Source organism: Erythrobacter neustonensis, from assembly GCF_001663175.1.
Classification (GTDB): Bacteria; Pseudomonadota; Alphaproteobacteria; order Sphingomonadales; family Sphingomonadaceae; genus Erythrobacter; species Erythrobacter neustonensis.
Genome location: NZ_CP016033.1, coordinates 1,130,987 through 1,150,353, shown reverse-complemented (window position 1 = coordinate 1,150,353; position 19,367 = coordinate 1,130,987). Strand labels below are relative to the sequence as shown.

The following is a 19,367-nucleotide window of genomic DNA, read 5'->3' as shown; positions in this document are numbered from 1 at the left end:
CGCCGCGATGATCCGGCGCCCCCGCCTTGCCGCAGCCGTCCTCGCCCTGCCGCTGGCAATGCTGCCTGCCGCCTGCGGCGAGGCCGAACCCACCCCGCCGGGCGAAGTGAGCCCGGGCGAGGCCAAGGCGCTCGACGATGCGGCGAGCATGCTCGACGAGCGCCGCCTGCCGCCCGAAACGCTCGCCACCGACACCCCGCCCGCATCATCGCCCGCCGATTTGACAGGCGACGCTGCCGACGCACGCCGTTAGGCAGGCACGGCGCGCGCCCATTGCCAAGGAATGACATCATGAACGCCCCCGCCAACCTTTCGGCCCCGATCAACCCGGGGATGGACGCAGACACCTTCGAACAATTCGCCGAGCAGCTTACCCGCTATGTCCGCGAACGCCTGATCCCCGCCGAAGCGCAGGTGATCGCCGAAGACCGCGTGCCCGAAGAGATCGTCAACGAGATGCGCGAGATGGGCCTGTTCGGCCTGTCGGTGCCCGAGGAGTTCGGCGGCGCGGGCCTCAACATGACGCAATATGCGCGCGTCGTGAACATCATGGCCTATGCCGCGCCCGCCTATCGTTCGATCTTCTCGATCAATGTCGGGATGTTCGCGAGCGCATTGAAGAACGGCGCGACGCAGGCCCAGAAGGAAGAATGGTATCCCAGGATCGCCGAGGGGCGGATCGCGTGCTTCGGGCTTACCGAACCGGGTTCGGGCAGCGACAGCGCGGGGCTCGCGACCTCGGCGGTGCCCGATCCGGATGGCAACGGCTGGATCCTGAATGGCACCAAACGCTACATCACCAACGCGCCTTACGCCGATGTCGCGCTGATCATGGCGCGCACCAACAAGGAAGCGCTGCCCAAGAACGCGCATGTCAGCGCCTTCCTCGTGCCGATGGACAGCCCGGGCATTTCGCGCGGCAGCCCCGACAAGAAGATGGGGCAGGCCGGCAGCCACATCTGCGACATCATGCTCGACGATGTGCGCGTGCCCGGCGACGCCCTACTCGGCGGAGAGACCGGCAAGGGTTTCGTCTTTGCGATGAAGAGCCTCGACAACGGGCGCATTTCGGTGGGCGCAGCGGCGACCGGCTATGCCCGACGCGCGCTCGATTCCGCGCTGCGCTATGCCAATGAACGCAAGGCCTTCGGCGAGCCGATCGCCAATTTCCAGCTGATCCAGCAGATGCTCGCCGACAGCGAGATCGAGATCTACGCCGCCGAAAGCATGATGGCTGATGTCACCGCGCGCGCCGACCGGGGCGAGAACATCCTCGTGAAAGCCGCCGCCTTCAAGGTCTTCGCTAGCGAGATGTGCGGCCGCGTGGTCGACCGCGTCGTGCAGGTCTATGGCGGTGCTGGCTACCTTGCCGAATACGACGCCGAACGCTTCTTCCGCGATGCGCGCATTTACCGCATCTACGAAGGCACGACGCAGATCCTCCAGCTCCAGATCGCCAAGCACATGCTGCGCGAGTGGAGGGAGAATGTATAACCTCCTCGATGATCTCTCGATCGTAGAGGTTTCCAGCTTCGTCGCATCGCCCACCGCCGGGCTCTATTGCGCGCAGATGGGCGCGGAAGTGATCCGGGTCGACCACAAGGCGGGCGGGCTCGATTACAACCGCTATATGCTGACCGCCGAGGGGCGCTCGCTCAGTTGGGAGAACCTCAACCGCGCCAAGAAATCGGTCGCGCTCGATCTTACGTCGGGCGAGGGGCGCGAATTGCTGGTCGAACTGGCGGGCGCGGTGGGTCAGTGCATCACCAACCTGCCCGAACGAAGCTTCCTGAGCCACGCCGCGATGGCGGCGAAGCGCGCGGACATGGTCAGCTTGCGGGTCATGGGCTGGCATGACGGGCGGCAGGCGATGGATTTCACCGTCAACGCCGCTGCCGGCTACCCGCTGATGTGCGGACCGGAGGACTGGGACCCGGCGACCGCCCCGCCCGTCAACCAGGTGCTTCCCGCATGGGATTTCATCACCGGAGCCTACGGCGCTTTTGCCATGCTCGCAGCGCTGCGCCACCGCGACCGCACGGGCGAAGGCAGCGAAGTGCGCCTGCCGCTGGGCGATGTCGCGATCGGCACGATGGCGAACGCGGGTCTGCTGGCCGAAGTGCTCTACCGCGGCGGGGATCGCGAGCGATTGGGCAATGCGATCTGGGGCGCGTTCGGACGCGATTTCCGCAGCCGGGACGGCGTCAGGTTCATGGTCGCGGCGCTCACCCCCAAGCAGTGGGGCGGGCTGGTCAAGGCATTCGCGGTCGAGGACGGTATCGCCGCCTTGGAAGCCCGCCACGGCGTGCGCTTCGCCGATGGGGATACCCCACGCTTCCGGCACCGCGCCGATCTGTTCGCGCTGTTCCAGAGCGCGGCCGACGGCATGGATTATGCCGACATCGCAGCGCGGCTGGCGGCCGAGACCTGCACATTCGAACGCTACCGCACCGCCTATGAAGCCGCCAATGATCCGGCGCTGGTCGCGGACAATCCGCTGTTCGGCCCTGCGCCCGCGAACCCCAGCGGTTTCGATTACCCCGCCACGCGCTCTTTTGCGAACCTGCCGGGCCGGGAGGCGGGCGATCCCGCACCTGCGCCTTACCTCGGCGAACATTCCGAGGAAGTGCTCAGCGACAAACTCGGCCTCTCCTCCGGCACGATCGGCAAGCTGGTCGATGCGGGGACGGTGGCTCTTTCGGACAAGGACAAGACATGACCAGACGCCCAGAAGCTCGCAGGGCCGCCATCGTTTCGCCCCTGCGCACCCCGGTGGGCAAGTTCCTCGGCGGGCTCAGCAGCATGAATGCAGGCCAATTGGGCGCGGTGATTTTGAAGGCGCTGGTCGAGCGTTCGGGCATCGACCCCGCGCGGGTCGATGATGTCGTCTTTTCCCAAGGTTACGGCAATGGCGAGGCGCCCGCGATCGGCCACTGGTCGTGGCTCGCAGCGGGCCTGCCCATCGAAGTCCCCGGCTTTCAGCTCGACCGGCGCTGCGGATCGGGCGTGCAGGCGGTGGCGACCGCGGCGATGATGGTCGAAACGGGCATGGCCGATGTCGTTGTCGCGGGCGGCGTGGAGTCCATGTCGAATGTCGAACATTACACCACCGACCTTCGCGGCGGAGTGCGGATGGGCGACATGACGCTCCACGACCGGCTCAGCCGCGGACGCGTGATGAGCCAGCCGGTCGAGCGTTTCGGTGTCATCACCGGGATGATCGAGACGGCGGAAAACCTCGCCAAGGATTACGGCATCACCCGCGAGGAGGCGGATGCCTTCGCCGTCCGCTCGCACCAGAACGCCGCGCGCGCCTGGGTCGAGGGCAAATTCGCCGAGCAGCTCGTGCCGGTCACGATCCCGCAGCGGCGCGGCGACCCCGTGGTCTTCGAACATGACGAGGGATACCGCGCCGACGCCTCGATGGAGACGCTCGGCAAGCTTGCCCCCATCGACCTGCGCCGCGACGCGCAAGCCATCGTCACCGCAGGCAATGCCAGCCAGCAGAACGATGCCGCCGCCGCCTGTCTCGTGGTGGCCGAGGACAAGCTCGAAGAACTGGGCCTCACCCCGATGTTGTGGTTCGGCGGCTGGGCGGCGGCGGGCTGTGACCCTTCGCGCATGGGGATCGGGCCGGTGCCTGCGGTCGAGCGCCTGTTCGAACGGCGCGGCTACAAGTGGGACGATATCGGCATGGTCGAATTGAACGAAGCCTTCGCTCCGCAGGTGCTCGCTGTGCTCAAGGGCTGGGGCTGGAGCGACGACGATTCGCGCCGTGAAATCCTCAACGTCAACGGATCGGGGATCAGCCTCGGCCACCCGATCGGCGCGACCGGCGGGCGCATCCTTGCCGACATGGCGCATGAAATGCACCGGCGCGGGGTGCGCTATGGCCTTGAAACCATGTGCATCGGCGGCGGTCAGGGCATCGCGGCGGTGTTCGAGCGCGCGCAGTGACCTACGCGGCGTGGATCGGGCGCGAGGTGCGCGCAGCGGACCGGCTTGACGAGGGGCTGGCGGCGCGCTGGCTGGCCACCTTCGATCTGCCGCGCCCGCACCCAGCGATCATGCCGCAGGGCATCCATTTCGCGCTGTGCACCCCGCAAGCACCGACCGCGAGCTTGGGCGAGGACGGGCATCCGGCGCGCGACGACAGCGCCGACAGCTTTCTGCCGCCCTTTCCCCAATTCGGCGCTGGGCCGCGCCGGATGTGGGCCTCCTCGACAATCGCGTTTCATGCCCCCATCGCCATCGGCGCGGCGATCACGCGAAGCAGCCGCATCGCCGCGATCAGCGAGAAAGAGGGCTCGACCGGACCGCTTGCCTTCGTCGATGTTTCACATGAAACATTCGCCAATGGCACGCTGGCGGCGGTCGAAACGCAGTCTATCGTCTACCGGGAGGGGGCAAGCGGGGGTCAAGCGCTGTCACCGCCGCCGCTGGGCGAGGGCAGTTTTATCCCGAGCGATTGGGACGCGCACCGCGTTCTCACGCCCGATGCGCGGCTGTTGTTCCGCTATTCGGCGCTGACCTTCAACAGCCACCGGATCCATTACGATGCGCCCTATGCTCACGACGTCGAGCGGTATCGCGGGCTGGTCGTCCACGGGCCGCTGATCGCGAGCCTGCTGTTGCAACTGGCCGCGCGCGAACTGGGCGAGAACCGCGTGCGCAACTTCGCGTTCAGGGGCCTTTCCCCAGCGATCGCAGGCGAACCGCTGCATTTGGTGATGCGGGCGCAGGGCGACGGTTACGAATTGGCCGCCTTTGCCGATGATGGCCGGCAGATCACCAGGGCGAGCGCCAGCCTTTAATCCGCGGTCCAATCGGCAATCGGCTTCAATGCCTTGTATTTTTCCTTGGCAGGTTTGCGGCCGAGCGCGGGAAAATCGATCAACTCGGGCTCGGCATGCGTATCGGGGATGCGGCCAAGCAGATCGCGCACCAGTGTCAGCCGCCCGCGCCGCTGATCGTTGAAATCGACGATCGTCCACGGCGCATGCGCGGTGTGCGTCGCCTTGATCATTGCCTCGCGCGCGCTGGTGTAATCGTCGTATTTGTCGCGCGCGGCCAGATCGATCGGCGACAGCTTCCAGCGTTTGAGCGGATCGTCAAGCCGTTCGCGCAGGCGCTCCTCCTGGCGTTCCTGATCGGCGGCAAGCCAGTATTTGAACAACAGGATACCATCTTCGACCAGCAGCTTTTCGAACAGCGGCGCGGCTTTGAGGAAGGCGGCAACCTCGGCTTCGCTGGCATAGCCCATCACCTTTTCGACGCCCGCGCGGTTATACCATGACCGGTCGAACAGCACGATCTCGCCCGCCGTGGGCAGATGCGCGATGTAACGCTGGAAATACCACTGGCCCGCTTCGGCCTCGGTCGGCTTGGGCAAGGCCACGGTGCGGCACTGGCGCGGATTGAGCGCATCGCGCACCGCTGTGATCGCCCCGCCCTTGCCCGCAGTGTCGCGGCCCTCGAACAGCACCACCACGCGCGCACCCGCCGCCTTGACCCAGCGCGCCATGCTGACCAGTTCGAGCGTCATCGGTTCGAGCGCGGCCTCGTATTCCTTGCGCTTCATGCCCATCACCAGCTTCCCTCCGTTTGTCCTCGGCGCGCGAAAGTAGTATCACCTGTAACCATGGCCACACTCGCAGATCCCAAGCCCGATTTCGCCACCTTGCCCCAGATGGCAGCCGAAGTCTTTACCGCTCCGCTCGCCCGCCCCGCGCATGTCGGGGAGGATTGGCTGGAGCCCGCGCAGACCGCCTATACCGCCGAAGATCATGGCGTGTGGGACGATCTGTTCGCACGCCAGATGGAAGTGCTTCCCGGGCGTGCGTGCAGTGCCTTCATGGCGGGGCTCGAAAAACTCGATCTGGGACGCGGGGGCATCCCCGAATTCGGCCTGCTGTCGCAGGAACTGGGCGCGCTTACCGGGTGGAGCGTGGTGCCCGTGCCGATGCTGATCCCCGATCACGTGTTCTTCTGGCATCTGGCCAACCGCCGTTTCCCGGCGGGCAATTTCATCCGCACGCGCGAAACCTTCGACTACATCCAGGAACCCGACGTGTTCCACGATGTCTTCGGCCACGTCCCGATGCTGACCGATCCGACCTATGCCGATTACATGCAGGAATATGGCCGCGCCGGGTGGAAGGCGATGCGTTACAACCGGCTGAAGGCGCTGGGCGCGCTGTACTGGTACACGGTCGAATTCGGGCTGATCGAGGAAGCGCCGGGCGATGTGCGGGCCTATGGCGCGGGCATCCTGTCAGGCCCTACCGAAGCGAAATTCGCGGTCGAGGCGCAAAGTCCCAACCGCATCATGCTCAACGTCGACCGCGTGATGCGCACCGATTACGTCATCAGCGACCTGCAACCGACCTATTTCGTGATCGAAAGCTTCGGCGATCTTTACCGCCAGACGGTCGAGCGCGATTTCGACCGGCTGTATCAAAGCCTTCCGGCTGGCTTCACCTATGCCAATTCGGCGGTGATCGATGTCGACAACGTCCTGCACCGCGGCACGCAGGAATATGCCTTGCGCGGCGGGCGCGGCAGCGGGGCGGCGCCGGTCTAGGACAAACGAAAACGGCCCGGAACCGAAGTTCCGGGCCGCCAATCTGCGCTTGGGCTGTAACAGCCGGCAAGCGAAAGATTACATCGCTGCCGGGGTCGCGGCTGCGGTGCCGTTGTCCATGGCTTCGCCCTGGGCTTCCATGGCGTCGGCCTTGTCTTCAGCCTTGTCGACCATTGCGTCTTCCTGCGCGTCGGTGATCTGGCCAGCGTCTTCCATGGCTTCAGCCTGGTCGGCAACGGCTTCAGCGTTGGCTTCGCCGGCGTCTTCCATGGCGTTTTCGTTCGGGCCTTCGCAGGCTGCGAGCGACAGACCGAGGGTCGCGGCGAACAGGGTGGCGGTGTGCTTGGCAGTGAACTTCATGACGCTCTCCATAAAACTGGGCGGCAGGCATTGGCCGGCCGTGCAGCCCTTAATAGAGATGCTTCACCATTGTTCCAGTCAGAAAAAAGAATCAGGTTTCCCGTCCGGCTCGGCGGCGCTTCATCGCAGCGTGATATAATGCGAGCGCGGCCATCGTCGCGATGACCCCGGCACCAAGGCCCAGCAGCGAAAGGCTGCCGACCATCGTGCCCTCGTTGGCAACCACGCCCGCGATCACGCAGATGACAATCCCCAGCCCGATCTGGCGCAGGATATCGCCCGCCGCCTCTGTCCGCCCGAGGATCGAGGCCAGCCAGCCCAGACTTGCCCCCAACACGATCAGCACCAGCAAGGCCATTTTGTCACAAATCTCCCAAGAGGTCGCCGGCCCGTATCATCCGGGCAGGTCCACTCCCCTAACCCGTGGGAGTGCGGGTGGTTCCAAGCCCGGCCGCCTGCAGGCGCAGCCGCGGCCGCCTTATCGCAAGGTCAGCCAGGCGAGCCCTGCCGCGCCGACCGCGATGCGATACCATGCGAAGGGCGCGAACCCGACCCGGGTGATCACCGCCACGAACAGCTTGACCACCACCAGCGCGGTAACAAAGCCCACCACCGAACCGATCCCGATCAGCTCCAGATCGCGCGGGGTGATCGCGTCGGCATGCTTGGCCAATTGATAGACAGTCGCGCCTGACAGCGTCGGCACTGCGAGGAAGAAGCTGAATTCGGCCGCGGTCTTGCGGTCGACGCCGAAGGCCATCGCGCCAAGAATCGTCGCGCCCGAACGGCTGACGCCCGGGATCATCGCGACGCATTGCACCAGCCCGATCAGGATCGCGGTGCGCAGCGGCACTCCGCCAACACCCGGCCCGGTGGCGGGCGGATTGGCCCAGCGTTCGATCGCGAGGATCGCGATCCCGCCGATGATCAGCGACCAGCACACCAGCACCGCATTGCCCAGCATCGTCTCGATCGCATCACCGAACGCAAGCCCCAGCAGCACTGCGGGAAAGAACGCGACCAGAAGGTTGCGCACGAAGGCGATCGCGCCCTTCTCGAACCCGAACAGGCCTTTGGCGACATCCCAGAAGGTGCGCCAATAAAGCACCACGATCGCAAGGATCGCGGCGGGCTGGATCGCGATGTTGAAGATTTCCCAGTCGGACTGGTCGAACCCGAGCAGTTCGGTGGCAAGGATCAGGTGTCCGGTCGAGGACACGGGCAGGAACTCGGTCAGCCCTTCGAGGATGCCCAGCAGGATCGCGGCAATGGTATCGGTCATGGCCGCAGCGCTTCGACGAGGCGGGGTCTCAAGTCAAACCAAAAGGCCCGCTCCGTGCACGGAGCGGGCCTTCTTAACCCTTACCAGATCCGGACGCGCTGTTCGGGCGGCAGATACATCGCATCGCCGGGCTTCACGCCGAAGGCTTCGTACCATTCGTCGAGCTGGCGCACGACGCCGTTGACGCGGTATTCTTCGGGGCTGTGCGGGTCGGTGCGCAGGCGGTTGCGGTAATTGTCCTCGCGCTGGGTCGAACGCCATACCTGTGCCCAGGCCAGGAAGAAGCGCTGGTCGCCGGTCAACCCGTCGATCACCGGCACATCCTTGCCCTTGGTCGCCAGCTTGTAGGCGCGGTAGGCCATCGACAACCCGCCGACATCGCCGATGTCCTCGCCCAGCGTCAGCCGGCCGTTGACGCAGGTCTTGCCGTCGTCGAGCGGGCAGAACGCGCTGTATTGCGCGACCAGCCGGTTGCCCAGTGCATCGAACGCCGCGCGGTCGGCATCGGTCCACCAGTTGCGCAGCGCGCCCGATGCGTCCGACTTCGAACCCTGATCGTCGAAGCCGTGGCCGATTTCGTGGCCGATCACCCCGCCGATCGCACCGTAATTGACCGCGATGTCGTTCGACAGAGCGAAGAACGGCTGTTGCAGGATGCCTGCGGGGAAGACGATCTCGTTCTTCACCGAGTTGTAATAGGCGTTCACCGTCTGCGGCAGCATGCCCCATTCGGTGCGGTCGATCGGCGCGCCGAGCTTGGCGACGTTGTCGGCCAGCTGCCACTTGGCCGCAGCCATGCGGTTGGCAATCGGATCGCCCGCGGTGATCGCCAAGCCCTCATAGGTTTCAAGGTTCGGACGATAGCCGATCTTGGGATCGAAGCTCGCCAGCTTGGCGCGCGCCTCGGTCTTGGTCTGTTCGCCCATCCACTGGATTTCGTTGATCGATTCGCCCAGTGCCAGACGCAGGTTGGCGACCAGTTCGTCCATTGCCGCCTTGTTCTCGGGCGGGAAGAAGCGCGCGACATAGGCTTTGCCGACCAGTTCGCCGATCAGCCCTTCGGTTTCGGCAATCGCGCGCTTCCAGCGCGGACGCTGCTGCGGGGTGCCCAGCAGGGTCTGGTTGTAGAAGGCAAAGCGCGCATCGTCGAACCGCTTGGGCAGCACTGCGGCCTGACCCGAGAGGAATTCCTTCGCCATCCACGCCTGCAAGGTGGCGGGCGCGGTTTCGCCGAGCAGCGCGAACATGCCCGGCATCCCGGTGCCGATCTTGGCCAGCGTCGCGGAATCGAGCTTGCCCGCGGCGATTTCCTCGGGCGTGGGGGGCATCAGGCTGACGACGAAGCCGGGGCTGTCCTCGATCCCGATCTTTTCGAGCATCGCTCCAACCGGCACCTTGCCCGCAATCGCGTTCAGTTCCTCAGCGGTGAGCAGGTTGTAGGTCAGATCGCGGTTGCGGCGCACTGCGCGGTCCCACGACACTTCGCGGGCGATGCGGTCTTCGAAGGCATAGACCGATTCGGCTGCCGCCGCCGGGTCCTGATACCCGGCTTCGCCCAGCAGGAAGGCAAGATAGGCCTTGTATTTGGCCTGGATCGCCAAGCCCTTCTCGGTGGTGTCGAGATAGTAATCGCGGTCGGGCAGGCCCAGCCCGCCAAAGCCGACGCTGGCGATGTGACGGTCGGGCTGCTTGGAATCGATGGTCACAGCGCCGCCGATCGGGCTGGCATAGCCGGGCTCGGCCCACAGCATGGCCAGCTGGTCGAGCGTGGTCGCGCCGTAGATCCGCGTGAGATAGGGATAGGCCGGCGCCAGCCCCTTGGCCTCGATCGCTTCGGTGTCGAGATAGCTGCGATAGGTGTCGAGGATCCGCGCCTCGTCCGCCGACAGGTCGGCAGGCTTTTTCGCCGCCATCTCGTCGAGCAGGGTCTTCACGTCATAGGTGCTCTTTTCGCCGAGCAGCGTGAAGGCACCGATCCGGCTGAATTCGGGCGGCAGCGGGTTCGCGTCGATCCACTTCTTGTTGGCATAGGCGTTGAAATCGTCGCCCGGCTTGATGTCGGTCGAAAGATATTGCGGATCGAAGCCCCAGGTGCCGAAGCTCATCGTCGGCAGCGCGGATGCCGGGGTCTCGGCGCTCTGCACCATGTCGTGCGCGTCGCCGTGCGCGTGATCATCGGCAAAAGCGGGGGTCGCCAGCGCGATAAGGCTCGCGCCGATAAGGGCGGCGGTCTTCTGGATCATGTGGTTTTCTGGTCCCTGTGACGTCACGACACAATGTCGGCTGATGGTCACACTAACGCAGGCCACCGGCAAAGGGTTGCACTTCGTCCGCGCACAGATGCGTTTCGTCGATTAGGCGGCAGCGTCGGCGAACTGCAACCGCGCCAGCCGCGCATAAAGCCCGCCCGCCTTGATCAGCGCGTCATGCGTGCCCTGTTCGGCGATCCGGCCATCGTCGAGCACCACGATCCGGTCCGCCGCGCGCACGGTAGCGAGCCGGTGCGCGATCACCAGCGTGGTGCGGTTCTGCATCAACGCCTCAAGCGCCTGCTGCACCAGCTGCTCGCTTTCGGCGTCCAATGCGCTGGTCGCCTCGTCGAGCAGCAGGATCGGCGCATCGCGCAGCAGCGCGCGGGCAATCGCGACGCGTTGCTGCTGACCGCCGGACAATTGCGTGCCGCCTTCGCCCAGATGCGTGTCGAGCCCTTGCGGCAATGCGCGCAGGAAGCTTTCGGCATTGGCCGCGCGGGCGGCCTGCCAGATCTCCTCGTCACTGGCGTCCCACTGGCCATAGCGCAGATTGTCGCGCGCATCGGCGCTGAACAACACGCCGACCTGCGGCACCAGCGCGATCCGCGACCGGATTTCTGCAGGGTCCGCGCTGGTCAGCGGCACCCCGTCGATGCGGATCGTGCCGCCTTGCGGATCGTAGAACCGCTCGACCAGATGGAAGATGGTCGATTTGCCCGCGCCCGAAGGCCCGACGATGGCGACGGTCTCGCCCGGCTCGATTTCGAGCGTGAAGTCTTTGAGCGCGGCGGTTTCGGGCCGCGCGGGATAGCGGAAGGTCACATTGCGGAACGACAGGCTGCCGCGCGCAGGGGTCGGCAAGCGCTCGGGCCGGGCGGGGGCTGCGATATCGGGCCGTGCTTCGAGCAGTTCGGCCAGCCGGCTCGCCGCGCCCGCGCCGCGCAGGAGGTCGCCGTAAACTTCGGTCAATGCGCCCAGCGCGCCTGCTACCAACCCGCCGGTGAGCACGAAGGCGGCGATCGTGCCGCCGCTGATCTCGCCCGCCGCCACCGCCAGCGCGCCGCGCCACATCACCAGCACCACGCCGCCGAATACCAGCAGGATCACCACCGTGGTCATCGCCGCGCGCAGCAGGATGCGCCGGCGCGCGGTTTCGAAGGTGCCTTCGACGACGCTGGCAAACCGTTCGCTCTCGCGCCGTTCCTGCCCGAAGCTCTGGACGATCTTCATCGCCGAGAGGACTTCGGTGACATAGGCGCCCACATCCGCGATCCGGTCCTGGCTGGTGCGCGACACGGCGCGGATCTTGCGGCCGAAGAACACGATCGGCAGGATGATGACCGGAATACCGATGAGCAGACCCATCGTCAGCGACGGCGCGAGATAGACGAGGAAACCGATCCCGCCGATCCCGGTAAGCAGATTGCGCAGCGCGACCGAAACCGTGGTGCCCACCACGTTTTCGATGATCGCGGTGTCGCTGGTCATCCGGCTGGAAATTTCCTTGGGGCTGTTCACCTCGTAGAAGCCGGGCGACAGGCGCAGCAGGTTTTCCTGCACGCGCAGCCGGATGTCCGCGACGGTGCGTTCGCCGATCCAGCTGACGAAATAGAACCGCATCGCGGTGCCCAGCCCGAGGATCGCGACGATCATCAGCAGATACTGGAACGCATGGCCGATCTGTTCGGGGTCCGCGCCGCCGGAAAATGCCTCGTCGATGATGACCTTGAAACGGTAGGGGATCGCGAGTGTCGCGGCCGAGGTGATGACCAGCGCGATCAGCGCGAGCGCGATCTGGCGCGGGTATTGCAGCGCGGTGCCGAACACCATCCGCAAGGGGCCAAGGCTGCGCGATCGGGGCGCGGCGTCTTCGCCTGCAATCTCCACCGCGGACGGCACAGGGGTGGCGGAAAGGTCGCGCGGCTGGGTTTCGGGCTGCATGGTGCCTCGGCTCTAGCCCGCTGCGCAGCGGATTTCACGTGCAAAAAAGCGGCAGCCCAGGCCCGGTGCGCGTGTCCCGCAATATTGTGCGTTGCACAATGGAAAGTGAAGCGCCATCTTGTCCGGCAAGGCGCCGTAGCGACAAGGCGCCAATCGTTCGCCTGCACGAAGGAAACCGATGCTTTATCACGCCTATGAGCTTCAGCGCAGCTGGATGAACAGCGCCAGCGCGCTCGCGTCGATCGGTGCCGGGATGATGGCGAACCCCGCCAATCCGCTGTCGGCCCTCGCGGTCGGCCCGCTGGCCGCCAGCGCGCTCGATGTGTTCGCGCATGCGACCGCGCATTACGGCAAGCCCGCTTTCGGGATCACCGAGGTCGCCATCGACGGCCAGCCGCACGCCGTGACCGAACGCGTGGCGATGCATCGTCCCTTCGGCGATCTGCTGCAATTCACCGTCGAAGGCGCGCCTGCGGGCCGCCCGCAGCTGCTGATCGCGGCGCCGATGAGCGGGCATTATGCCACCCTGCTGCGCGGCACGGTCGAACGGATGCTCGAAAGCGCGGATGTGTTCATCACCGACTGGGCGGATGCGCGGATGGTGCCGGTCGAGGAGGGCAAGTTCGATCTCGACGATTACATCGACTACCTGATCGCCTTTGCCGAGCACGTGCATGCCGGTGCAGGCGGCGCGCGGATCCACATGATGGCGGTATGCCAGCCCTCGGTTCCCGCTTTTGCCGCGACCGCGCTGATGAACCTGCACAAATCGCCCGCCACCCCGGCAACGCTGACCATGATGGGCGGCCCGATCGACACCCGCGAATGCCCGACGGTGGTCAACAACATGGCGATGCAGCGCCCTATCGCGTGGTTCCGGCAAAGCGTGATCGCGACCGTGCCGATGCAGTATCCGGGCGCGGGCCGCCGGGTCTATCCCGGCTTCATGCAGCTTTCGGCGTTCATGACCATGAACCTGGCGAGCCACATGATGAGCCACTACGAGATGTTCAAACACCTCACCGTGGGCGACGAGGAAAGCGCGCAGGCGACCAAGACCTTCTACGACGAATACCGCAGTGTCTGCGACATGACCGCCGAATTCTACCTCCAGACGGTCGAGGAAGTATTCCAGAAGCACTCGATCCCCAAGGGCGAGTTCCGCCACAAGGGCGAACTCGTCGATATCACGCAGATCACCGACACCGCGCTGCTGGCGATCGAGGGCGAGCGCGACGATATCTCAGGGCTCGGCCAGACGCGCGCCGCGCTTAACCTCACCCCCAACCTGCCCGAAGACAAGAAACGGTATTATATGGCCGAGGGCGCCGGCCACTATGGCATCTTCAACGGCAGCCGCTGGCGCACCAAGGTCGCCCCGGTGGTGGAGGAATGGATCGCCGCGCACGCCGGGTGAGGCGGCGCGCGCCTATTGCAGCGTGACGATTTCCTCGCTGCCGTCATGGCGGCCGAAGAACTGCATCAGCTGCACCAGCAATTCGCAGCGGTCACCCAGTGTTTCGGCTTCGAGCAGCGCCTGCTTGCTCGCCGGATCGAAGGGCGCGATCTGCGAGACACCGTTGATGAGCGAGCGATCGTCGAGCCGCTCGACCGAATCCCAGTCGACCGCATAGCCCTGTGCATCGGCAAAGGCGCGCGCCTCGCGCTCGAACCCGCCACGCTGCGCGTGGGATAGCGTTTCGCTCTCGTCCTCGTCGAAGAATTCGGCATCGACCTGCCGATAGGCGGTCGCCGCATCGCGTTCGCGCAGCATCCGGAACCGGGTCGTGCCTTCAAGGATGAGATTGTAGCGCCCGTCGTCCATCGCCTGGATCTCGCCGATCCGCCCGACACAGCCGACCGCGTAGAGCGGCGCGCCCTCTTCGGGACGCTGCGGCTGGATCATCCCGATCAGCCGGTCGCGGATCAGCGCATCGCCCACCATCGCGCGGTAACGCGGCTCGAAGATGTGGAGCGGCAGCTGCATTCCGGGAAACAGCACCGCGCCCGTCAGCGGAAAGATGGGAAGTCTTTTGCTCATCCGAACAATACGCGCGACAGGCGGCGGCGGACGCCGACGACCCATTCGTCTTCCAGCCCGGTCGCCTCGAACATCTTGAGCAGCTTGGCACGCGCCGCGCCCTCGTTCCATTCGCGGTCGGCCGCGATCATGGTCAAAAGCGTATCGGCCGCCGCGTCGCGCTGCCCGGCGGCAAAGGCGGCTTCGGCATAGGCGAGGCCTGCATCCATATTGGCAGGATCAGCCTCGGCGGCAGCGCGCAGGGTTGCCAGCTCGCCGTCATCGACCCGCGTTCCGGCAAGTTCGAGCGCACTGCGCGCGGGCGCGATCGCGGGATCGGTTGCCAGCCGCGGATCGCTGTCGATCACTGCCATCACCTGCTGCGCCTGCTCGATCTCGCCCAGCATCACCAGCGCGCGAACAAGCCCCGCGTGCGCGGGCGCGCTGTCTTCGGCAAATTCGGTGACCTGCGCAAAAATGCCCGCCGCGCGCTGCGCGTCGCCCGCAGCCAGCGCATCGTCGCCCATCTTCACGTATTGCGCGAGCTCTTCGGGCGTCGGCCCCTGCGGCGCGCCCGGGGCCGCGCCTGCACCGGCCTGCACCGGCAATTGCGCGAGCAACTGGTCGAGCATCGCCTTCAGCTGCGATTCGCCGCGCGCATTGGTGAGATCGGCGACCGGCTGGCCCTGGAACATGGCATAGACCGTCGGGATCGAGCGCACCTGGAACTGCCCGGCGATGAACTGTTCCTCGTCGACATTGATCTTGGCCAGCACCACGCCCCTGTCGGCATATTCCACGGCGACCTTTTCGAGCACCGGGGTCAGCGCCTTGCACGGCCCGCACCATTCTGCCCAGAAGTCGAGAATCACCAGTTTGGTCTGCGAAGGGTCGACCACGTCCTTGCGGAAACGTTCAACGGCCTTCTGTTCCTCGATGCTCAGTCCCATGCTGGCCAAGATATCTGCTCCTGATGATGTGTATGCGCCCCATGTGGGGTTTTGCGCGAGGATGTGAAGCGCGCAATTGCACCGCTGGCCAAGGCAAATGCGATCATTGGCAAATGATGTCAAATTAGCGCTTGCAGGGTGCAAAGGTCGCTGCTAACTGCGCCGCCTCCCGACAGGAACGCCGCACTTCGCGGCCTCCCGTCAACGCCAGTGAGCGGGCGTAGCTCAGGGGTAGAGCACAACCTTGCCAAGGTTGGGGTCGAGGGTTCGAATCCCTTCGCCCGCTCCATCGTTACCGAAAATTTGCGGATTATCGCGGCCGTGCCTTTCAAGGCGCGGCCCGCGCCGTGTGCGCGTTGCATGCGCCGCCAACAACACCGGTCGACGCAATTCGGCGGCTCGCGCAATTTGCGCTTGCAAACATCGGTGCCCGCGCTAGGCGCGTGATACGTTATTACATTCAGGCGATGGAACCGCACATGAACTTCCGCAAGCCCTCCCTTGCTCCCTCCCGTCTGGCGCTTGCCGCCGGGATCGGCGTCGCCGCAATCGCAGCGCCCGCCGCTGCGCAAAGCGCGGCAGACCGCACCGTCACCACCGCCGCGCCTGCGCCGGTCGAGGACGATGTCCACAACCGGCAGGGCGAATACGACGGCAATATCATCGTCAGCGCGTCGGGCGTTCAGGAACTCGATCTGCTCGCCGGCACTGCCGTGGTCGAGATCAAGGATGTCCAGCGCGACGCGGCGACCGGTCAGATCGGCGATCTGCTTGCCAAGCTTCCCGGTGTGTCCGCCACCAGCTTTGCCCCCGGCTCCTCGCGCCCCGTGCTGCGCGGCCAGCAGGGCGAGCGCGTGCGCGTGCTGGTCGATGGTGTGGGCACTGCAGATGTTTCCAATACCTCGGTCGACCACGCCACCACGATCGAACCGATCACGATCGAACGGATCGAAGTGCTGCGCGGCCCCGCCGTGCTGCTCTACGGCAGCCAAGCGATCGGCGGCGCGGTCAACGTGATCGACAAGCGCATCCCCACCCGCATGCCCGATGAAGCGTTCCACATCGACGCCTTTGCCGGGGTCGACAGCGCATCCGATCTGCGCACGGGGGCCGCTTCGATTGACGTCGGCCTTACGGACAACCTCGTCGCCCACGTCGATGGTTCGTGGCGCAAGACCGGCGACATCCGCATCGGCGGGTTCCAGGTTGCCCCGGCGCTGCGCGCCGATCTGCTTGCCGATGCCGGTGAGGAAGAGGAAGAGGGCGAGCTCGAGGAAGCCGCCGAACTGCGCGAAGCCGCCAACCAGCGCGGCCGGGTGCCCAACACCGCGATGGAAAGCTGGACGGTCAACGCCGGCCTCGGCCTCGTGCTGGGCGAAAGCACCTTCGGCGCGTCGCTCGGCTGGTATGACACCAACTACGGCGTCCCCACCCGCCCCGGTGCCGGCCATCACCACGGCGAGGAAGGCGCGGAAGAAGGCGGCGAGGAGGAGGGCGAAGAGCTCGTCACCATCGGGCTCAAGCAGTTCCGCGCCGACTTCAAGGGCGACGTCTTCCTTGGCGAAGGCGCGTTCGAGCGCCTGAAGCTGCGCGTCGGCTATTCCGATTACACCCATACCGAATTCGAAGGCACCGAAGTCGGCACCGTGTTCGATTCGACCGGGCTCGAAGCGCGCGCCGAACTGGTGCAGAACACCGGCGGAACCCTGCGCGGTTCGACCGGCCTGCAATACAACCACCGCGATTTCTTCGCCGTGGGCGCGGAAGCCTATATTCCGCCCAACCTGACCGATCAGGTCGCTCTCTTCACGCTGCAGGAATACGGCACCGGCCCGTTCCAGCTTGAAGCCGCCGCGCGCGCTGAATTCACAAAGGTCAAAGCGCAGACACTCGGGATCGAGAACGATTACGACACGTTCTCGGGCGCGCTCGGCGCGGTTTACAGCGGGCTTCCCGGCATCCGCATCGGCATCAACGGTTCGCGCGCCGAGCGTGCGCCGAGCGCCGAGGAGCTGTTCGCCAATGGACCGCACATCGCCACGCAGGCGTTCGAGATCGGCGACCCTGACCTGCGCACCGAACGCGCTTGGGGGCTCGAAGCCTATGCCCGCGGCAGCATCGGGCGCGGCACCTTCGGCCTCACCGCCTATCGCCAGTGGTTCGACAATTACATCTTCCTCGAAGAAACCGGAGCGGAGGAAGACGACCTGCCGGTGTTCCGGTATCTCCAGCAGGATGCCGATTTCTGGGGCTTCGAGGCAGAGGTCAGCTATCCGGTGGTCGACACCGGTAGCTTCCGCCTGCTGGCCGATGCCAGCGCGTCCTATGTCGAGGCGGAGCTGGGCGATGGCACCGCGGTCCCGCGCATCCCGCCGCTGAGCCTGCTCGGCGCGCTCGAAGCGCAGACCAACGCCTTCGATGTCCGGGGCGAAGTGCAGTGGTTCGACGACCAGAACCGCGTCTCGGGCGTCGAGACCCCGACCGACAGCTTCACGCTGGTCAACGCGCTGGTTGCCTGGCGCCCGCTGGCCGACAACCAGAACGTGACGCTGCAGGTTGCGGCCGACAACATCTTCGATGTCAACGGCCGCCGCCACGCCAGCTTCACCAAGGACTTCGTCCCGCTGATGGGCCGCAATTTCCGCGCGAGCGTGCGGTTGAGCTTCTAAGGCACCTCAGCCGCTGCAAGCGCAAGGAATGGGGGCAGCCGCATCGCGTGGCTGCCCCTTTTTCGTGTCAGCTTTCGACCGCGAAGGTGAGTTCGGCGTGCTCTTCGAGCCGCTTGACGAGGTCTTCGCCGAGGAAGCTGCCGGGCGTGCCGATCCCGCCCGGTTTGTCGCACGACAGCAGCGCGATCCCGGTCTCGCTCAGCATCCGGCTGGTCGAACCGTAACCCGGATCGAACCGGCCCTTGACGCCGTATTGCAGCCGCTGCCCGTCCTCCATGTCGGCGACGAAGACGACATCGTAGAAGCCGTTGTCGCGTTCCTCCTTGGTCGGGCCTTCGCCGGGCTTGGGGGGCTTGGCCCCGAACGGGTTCTTCATGAATTCGAGCGCGGCATTGGCCGCCGCCTTGCCCGCTTCGCCGGGGCTGGTCAGCATCATCTCGTCATAACGGAAATCGGTGCCGTGGGGGTGGCCGAGCAGGAAGTTGGTGCGGTGGACGTTCTTGGTATTGATCGGCGCCATCACGAAGGGCGCGGACCACTTGCCCAAGTCGTCTTCATACGAAGGGATCATGCCCGAAGGCTGATCGGGTCCTTCGAAACCGGGGGTGAGCGCAAAGGGGTTCCGGAGCGCGGCGATCACCGACATGTCCTTGGCTGCAGCCTTCATCGTCGCGCCGAGGCTTGCCGCGGTTCCGCCCGAGAACGTCCCCTGCATCGCCCGCACCCGCCCGCGGATGCGCGGTGCAGGCTTGCCGAAGCGTTCGCGCGCGGCCTTCTGGGTCATCATCACACCCAGATCGAAGGGGATCGAATCGAACCCGCTCGAAAAACAGATACGCGCGCCCGATGCTTGGGCAGCGGCCTGGTGCTCGGCGATCTTGGCCGCCATCCAGGCCGGTTCGCCGCACAGGTCGGCATAATCGGTGCCGGTGGCGACGCAGGCGGCCAGCAGCTTGTCGCCGTAAAGCTGGTAGGGGCCAACCGTGGTCAGCACCACGCGGGTGCGGCGGCACATCGCTTCCAGATCGGCGCTGTCATCGGCATCGGCGACCACCAACGGGGTCGAAGCCGGCGCAGCAATCATGTCGCGCACTTCTTCGAGCTTGGCCAGGCTGCGGCCCGCCATGGCCCAGCGCGGCCCATCCGTGCGTGCGCCATAATGATGCGCCAGATATTCCGCCACCAGCCGTCCGGTGTATCCGGTGGCGCCATAGACGATGATGTCGAATTCGCGGGTGCTCATAAGCTCTCTCCTTCGTGCGCCGGAATGGGGGCGCAAAGGGTGCTTGTCAAAGGCCGAACGGACAGGG

General features: G+C 65.7%; 17 protein-coding genes and 1 tRNA gene. 9 read left to right on the top strand and 9 right to left on the bottom strand.

All coding sequences use genetic code 11. The annotated features are described in order from the left end of the window. Window positions 1-7 precede the first annotated feature (7 nt). Genes A9D12_RS05450 through A9D12_RS05430 form a run of 5 tightly spaced genes read left to right on the top strand, consistent with a single transcriptional unit; the run spans window position 8 to window position 4,814 of the window. Window positions 8-253 (top strand): hypothetical protein, encoded by a 246-nt coding sequence (locus tag A9D12_RS05450; RefSeq protein WP_068350395.1) that lies wholly within the window; start codon window positions 8-10, stop codon window positions 251-253. A 38-nt stretch (window positions 254-291) separates the two neighbouring features. Next, window positions 292-1,494, top strand: coding sequence for an acyl-CoA dehydrogenase family protein (locus A9D12_RS05445; RefSeq protein ID WP_068350394.1), 1,203 nt, complete (start codon window positions 292-294; stop codon window positions 1,492-1,494). Further along, on the top strand, window positions 1,487-2,719 hold the full coding sequence (locus tag A9D12_RS05440) for a CoA transferase (RefSeq protein WP_068350393.1): 1,233 nt from the start codon (window positions 1,487-1,489) through the stop codon (window positions 2,717-2,719). The genes A9D12_RS05445 and A9D12_RS05440 overlap by 8 nt, the downstream gene beginning before the upstream one ends. Continuing rightward, window positions 2,716-3,957, top strand: coding sequence for an acetyl-CoA C-acetyltransferase (locus A9D12_RS05435; RefSeq protein WP_068350392.1), 1,242 nt, complete (start codon window positions 2,716-2,718; stop codon window positions 3,955-3,957). Before A9D12_RS05440 ends, A9D12_RS05435 begins: the two co-directional genes overlap by 4 nt. Continuing rightward, window positions 3,954-4,814, top strand: a complete 861-nt coding sequence (locus A9D12_RS05430) for an HTD2 family dehydratase (RefSeq protein ID WP_068350391.1) — start codon at window positions 3,954-3,956, stop codon at window positions 4,812-4,814. Before A9D12_RS05435 ends, A9D12_RS05430 begins: the two co-directional genes overlap by 4 nt. On the opposite strand, the gene ppk2 is transcribed toward A9D12_RS05430, so the two are convergent. Then, window positions 4,811-5,587: a polyphosphate kinase 2 gene (gene ppk2, locus A9D12_RS05425; protein ID WP_068350390.1), complete on the bottom strand. Its 777-nt coding sequence runs from the start codon at window positions 5,585-5,587 to the stop codon at window positions 4,811-4,813. The genes A9D12_RS05430 and ppk2 overlap by 4 nt on opposite strands. 54 nt (window positions 5,588-5,641) lie before the next feature. Between ppk2 and phhA the strand changes: the two genes are divergently transcribed. Further along, window positions 5,642-6,583 (top strand): phenylalanine 4-monooxygenase, encoded by a 942-nt coding sequence (gene phhA / locus A9D12_RS05420; RefSeq protein WP_068350389.1) that lies wholly within the window; start codon window positions 5,642-5,644, stop codon window positions 6,581-6,583. 78 nt (window positions 6,584-6,661) lie between these two features. Here the strand turns inward: phhA and A9D12_RS05415 are convergent, their stop codons facing one another. The 5 genes from A9D12_RS05415 to A9D12_RS05395 all read right to left on the bottom strand — a co-directional run bounded on the left by A9D12_RS05415 (window position 6,662) and on the right by A9D12_RS05395 (window position 12,418). After that, complete coding sequence (locus tag A9D12_RS05415; protein WP_068350388.1) at window positions 6,662-6,943, bottom strand: hypothetical protein; 282 nt, start codon at window positions 6,941-6,943, stop codon at window positions 6,662-6,664. A 91-nt stretch (window positions 6,944-7,034) separates the two neighbouring features. Next, window positions 7,035-7,301 (bottom strand): hypothetical protein, encoded by a 267-nt coding sequence (locus A9D12_RS05410; RefSeq protein WP_068350387.1) that lies wholly within the window; start codon window positions 7,299-7,301, stop codon window positions 7,035-7,037. Window positions 7,302-7,421: 120 nt separating this feature from the next. Then, window positions 7,422-8,225, bottom strand: a complete 804-nt coding sequence (locus tag A9D12_RS05405) for an undecaprenyl-diphosphate phosphatase (RefSeq protein WP_068350386.1) — start codon at window positions 8,223-8,225, stop codon at window positions 7,422-7,424. Window positions 8,226-8,305: 80 nt separating this feature from the next. After that, on the bottom strand, window positions 8,306-10,468 hold the full coding sequence (locus A9D12_RS05400; RefSeq protein ID WP_068350385.1) for a M13 family metallopeptidase: 2,163 nt from the start codon (window positions 10,466-10,468) through the stop codon (window positions 8,306-8,308). A 111-nt stretch (window positions 10,469-10,579) separates the two neighbouring features. Beyond that, a complete protein-coding gene (locus A9D12_RS05395) occupies window positions 10,580-12,418 on the bottom strand; it encodes an ABC transporter transmembrane domain-containing protein (protein WP_418251574.1) in 1,839 nt (612 codons plus the stop codon). Between the two features lie 178 nt (window positions 12,419-12,596). Here A9D12_RS05395 and A9D12_RS05390 point away from each other — a divergent pair, with 178 nt between their 5' ends. Beyond that, the gene (locus A9D12_RS05390; protein WP_068350384.1) at window positions 12,597-13,835 is read left to right on the top strand and encodes a polyhydroxyalkanoate depolymerase; all 1,239 of its coding nucleotides are present in this window, start codon (window positions 12,597-12,599) and stop codon (window positions 13,833-13,835) included. 12 nt (window positions 13,836-13,847) lie between these two features. Here A9D12_RS05390 and A9D12_RS05385 read toward each other — a convergent pair whose 3' ends face one another. Together A9D12_RS05385 and A9D12_RS05380 are read right to left on the bottom strand one after the other, a co-directional pair. Then, on the bottom strand, window positions 13,848-14,459 hold the full coding sequence (locus A9D12_RS05385) for an LON peptidase substrate-binding domain-containing protein (protein ID WP_068350383.1): 612 nt from the start codon (window positions 14,457-14,459) through the stop codon (window positions 13,848-13,850). Continuing rightward, window positions 14,456-15,388 (bottom strand): tetratricopeptide repeat protein, encoded by a 933-nt coding sequence (locus A9D12_RS05380; RefSeq protein WP_068350382.1) that lies wholly within the window; start codon window positions 15,386-15,388, stop codon window positions 14,456-14,458. The genes A9D12_RS05385 and A9D12_RS05380 overlap by 4 nt, the downstream gene beginning before the upstream one ends. Window positions 15,389-15,602: 214 nt before the next feature. Between A9D12_RS05380 and A9D12_RS05375 the strand changes: the two genes are divergently transcribed. Together A9D12_RS05375 and A9D12_RS05370 are read left to right on the top strand one after the other, a co-directional pair. After that, window positions 15,603-15,677: transfer RNA gene (locus A9D12_RS05375), tRNA-Gly, on the top strand. Between the two features lie 154 nt (window positions 15,678-15,831). Further along, complete coding sequence (locus A9D12_RS05370; RefSeq protein WP_335645789.1) at window positions 15,832-18,057, top strand: TonB-dependent receptor; 2,226 nt, start codon at window positions 15,832-15,834, stop codon at window positions 18,055-18,057. 67 nt (window positions 18,058-18,124) lie between these two features. On the opposite strand, the gene A9D12_RS05365 is transcribed toward A9D12_RS05370, so the two are convergent. Beyond that, window positions 18,125-19,300 (bottom strand): saccharopine dehydrogenase family protein, encoded by a 1,176-nt coding sequence (locus A9D12_RS05365; RefSeq protein ID WP_068350381.1) that lies wholly within the window; start codon window positions 19,298-19,300, stop codon window positions 18,125-18,127. Window positions 19,301-19,367 lie beyond the last annotated feature (67 nt).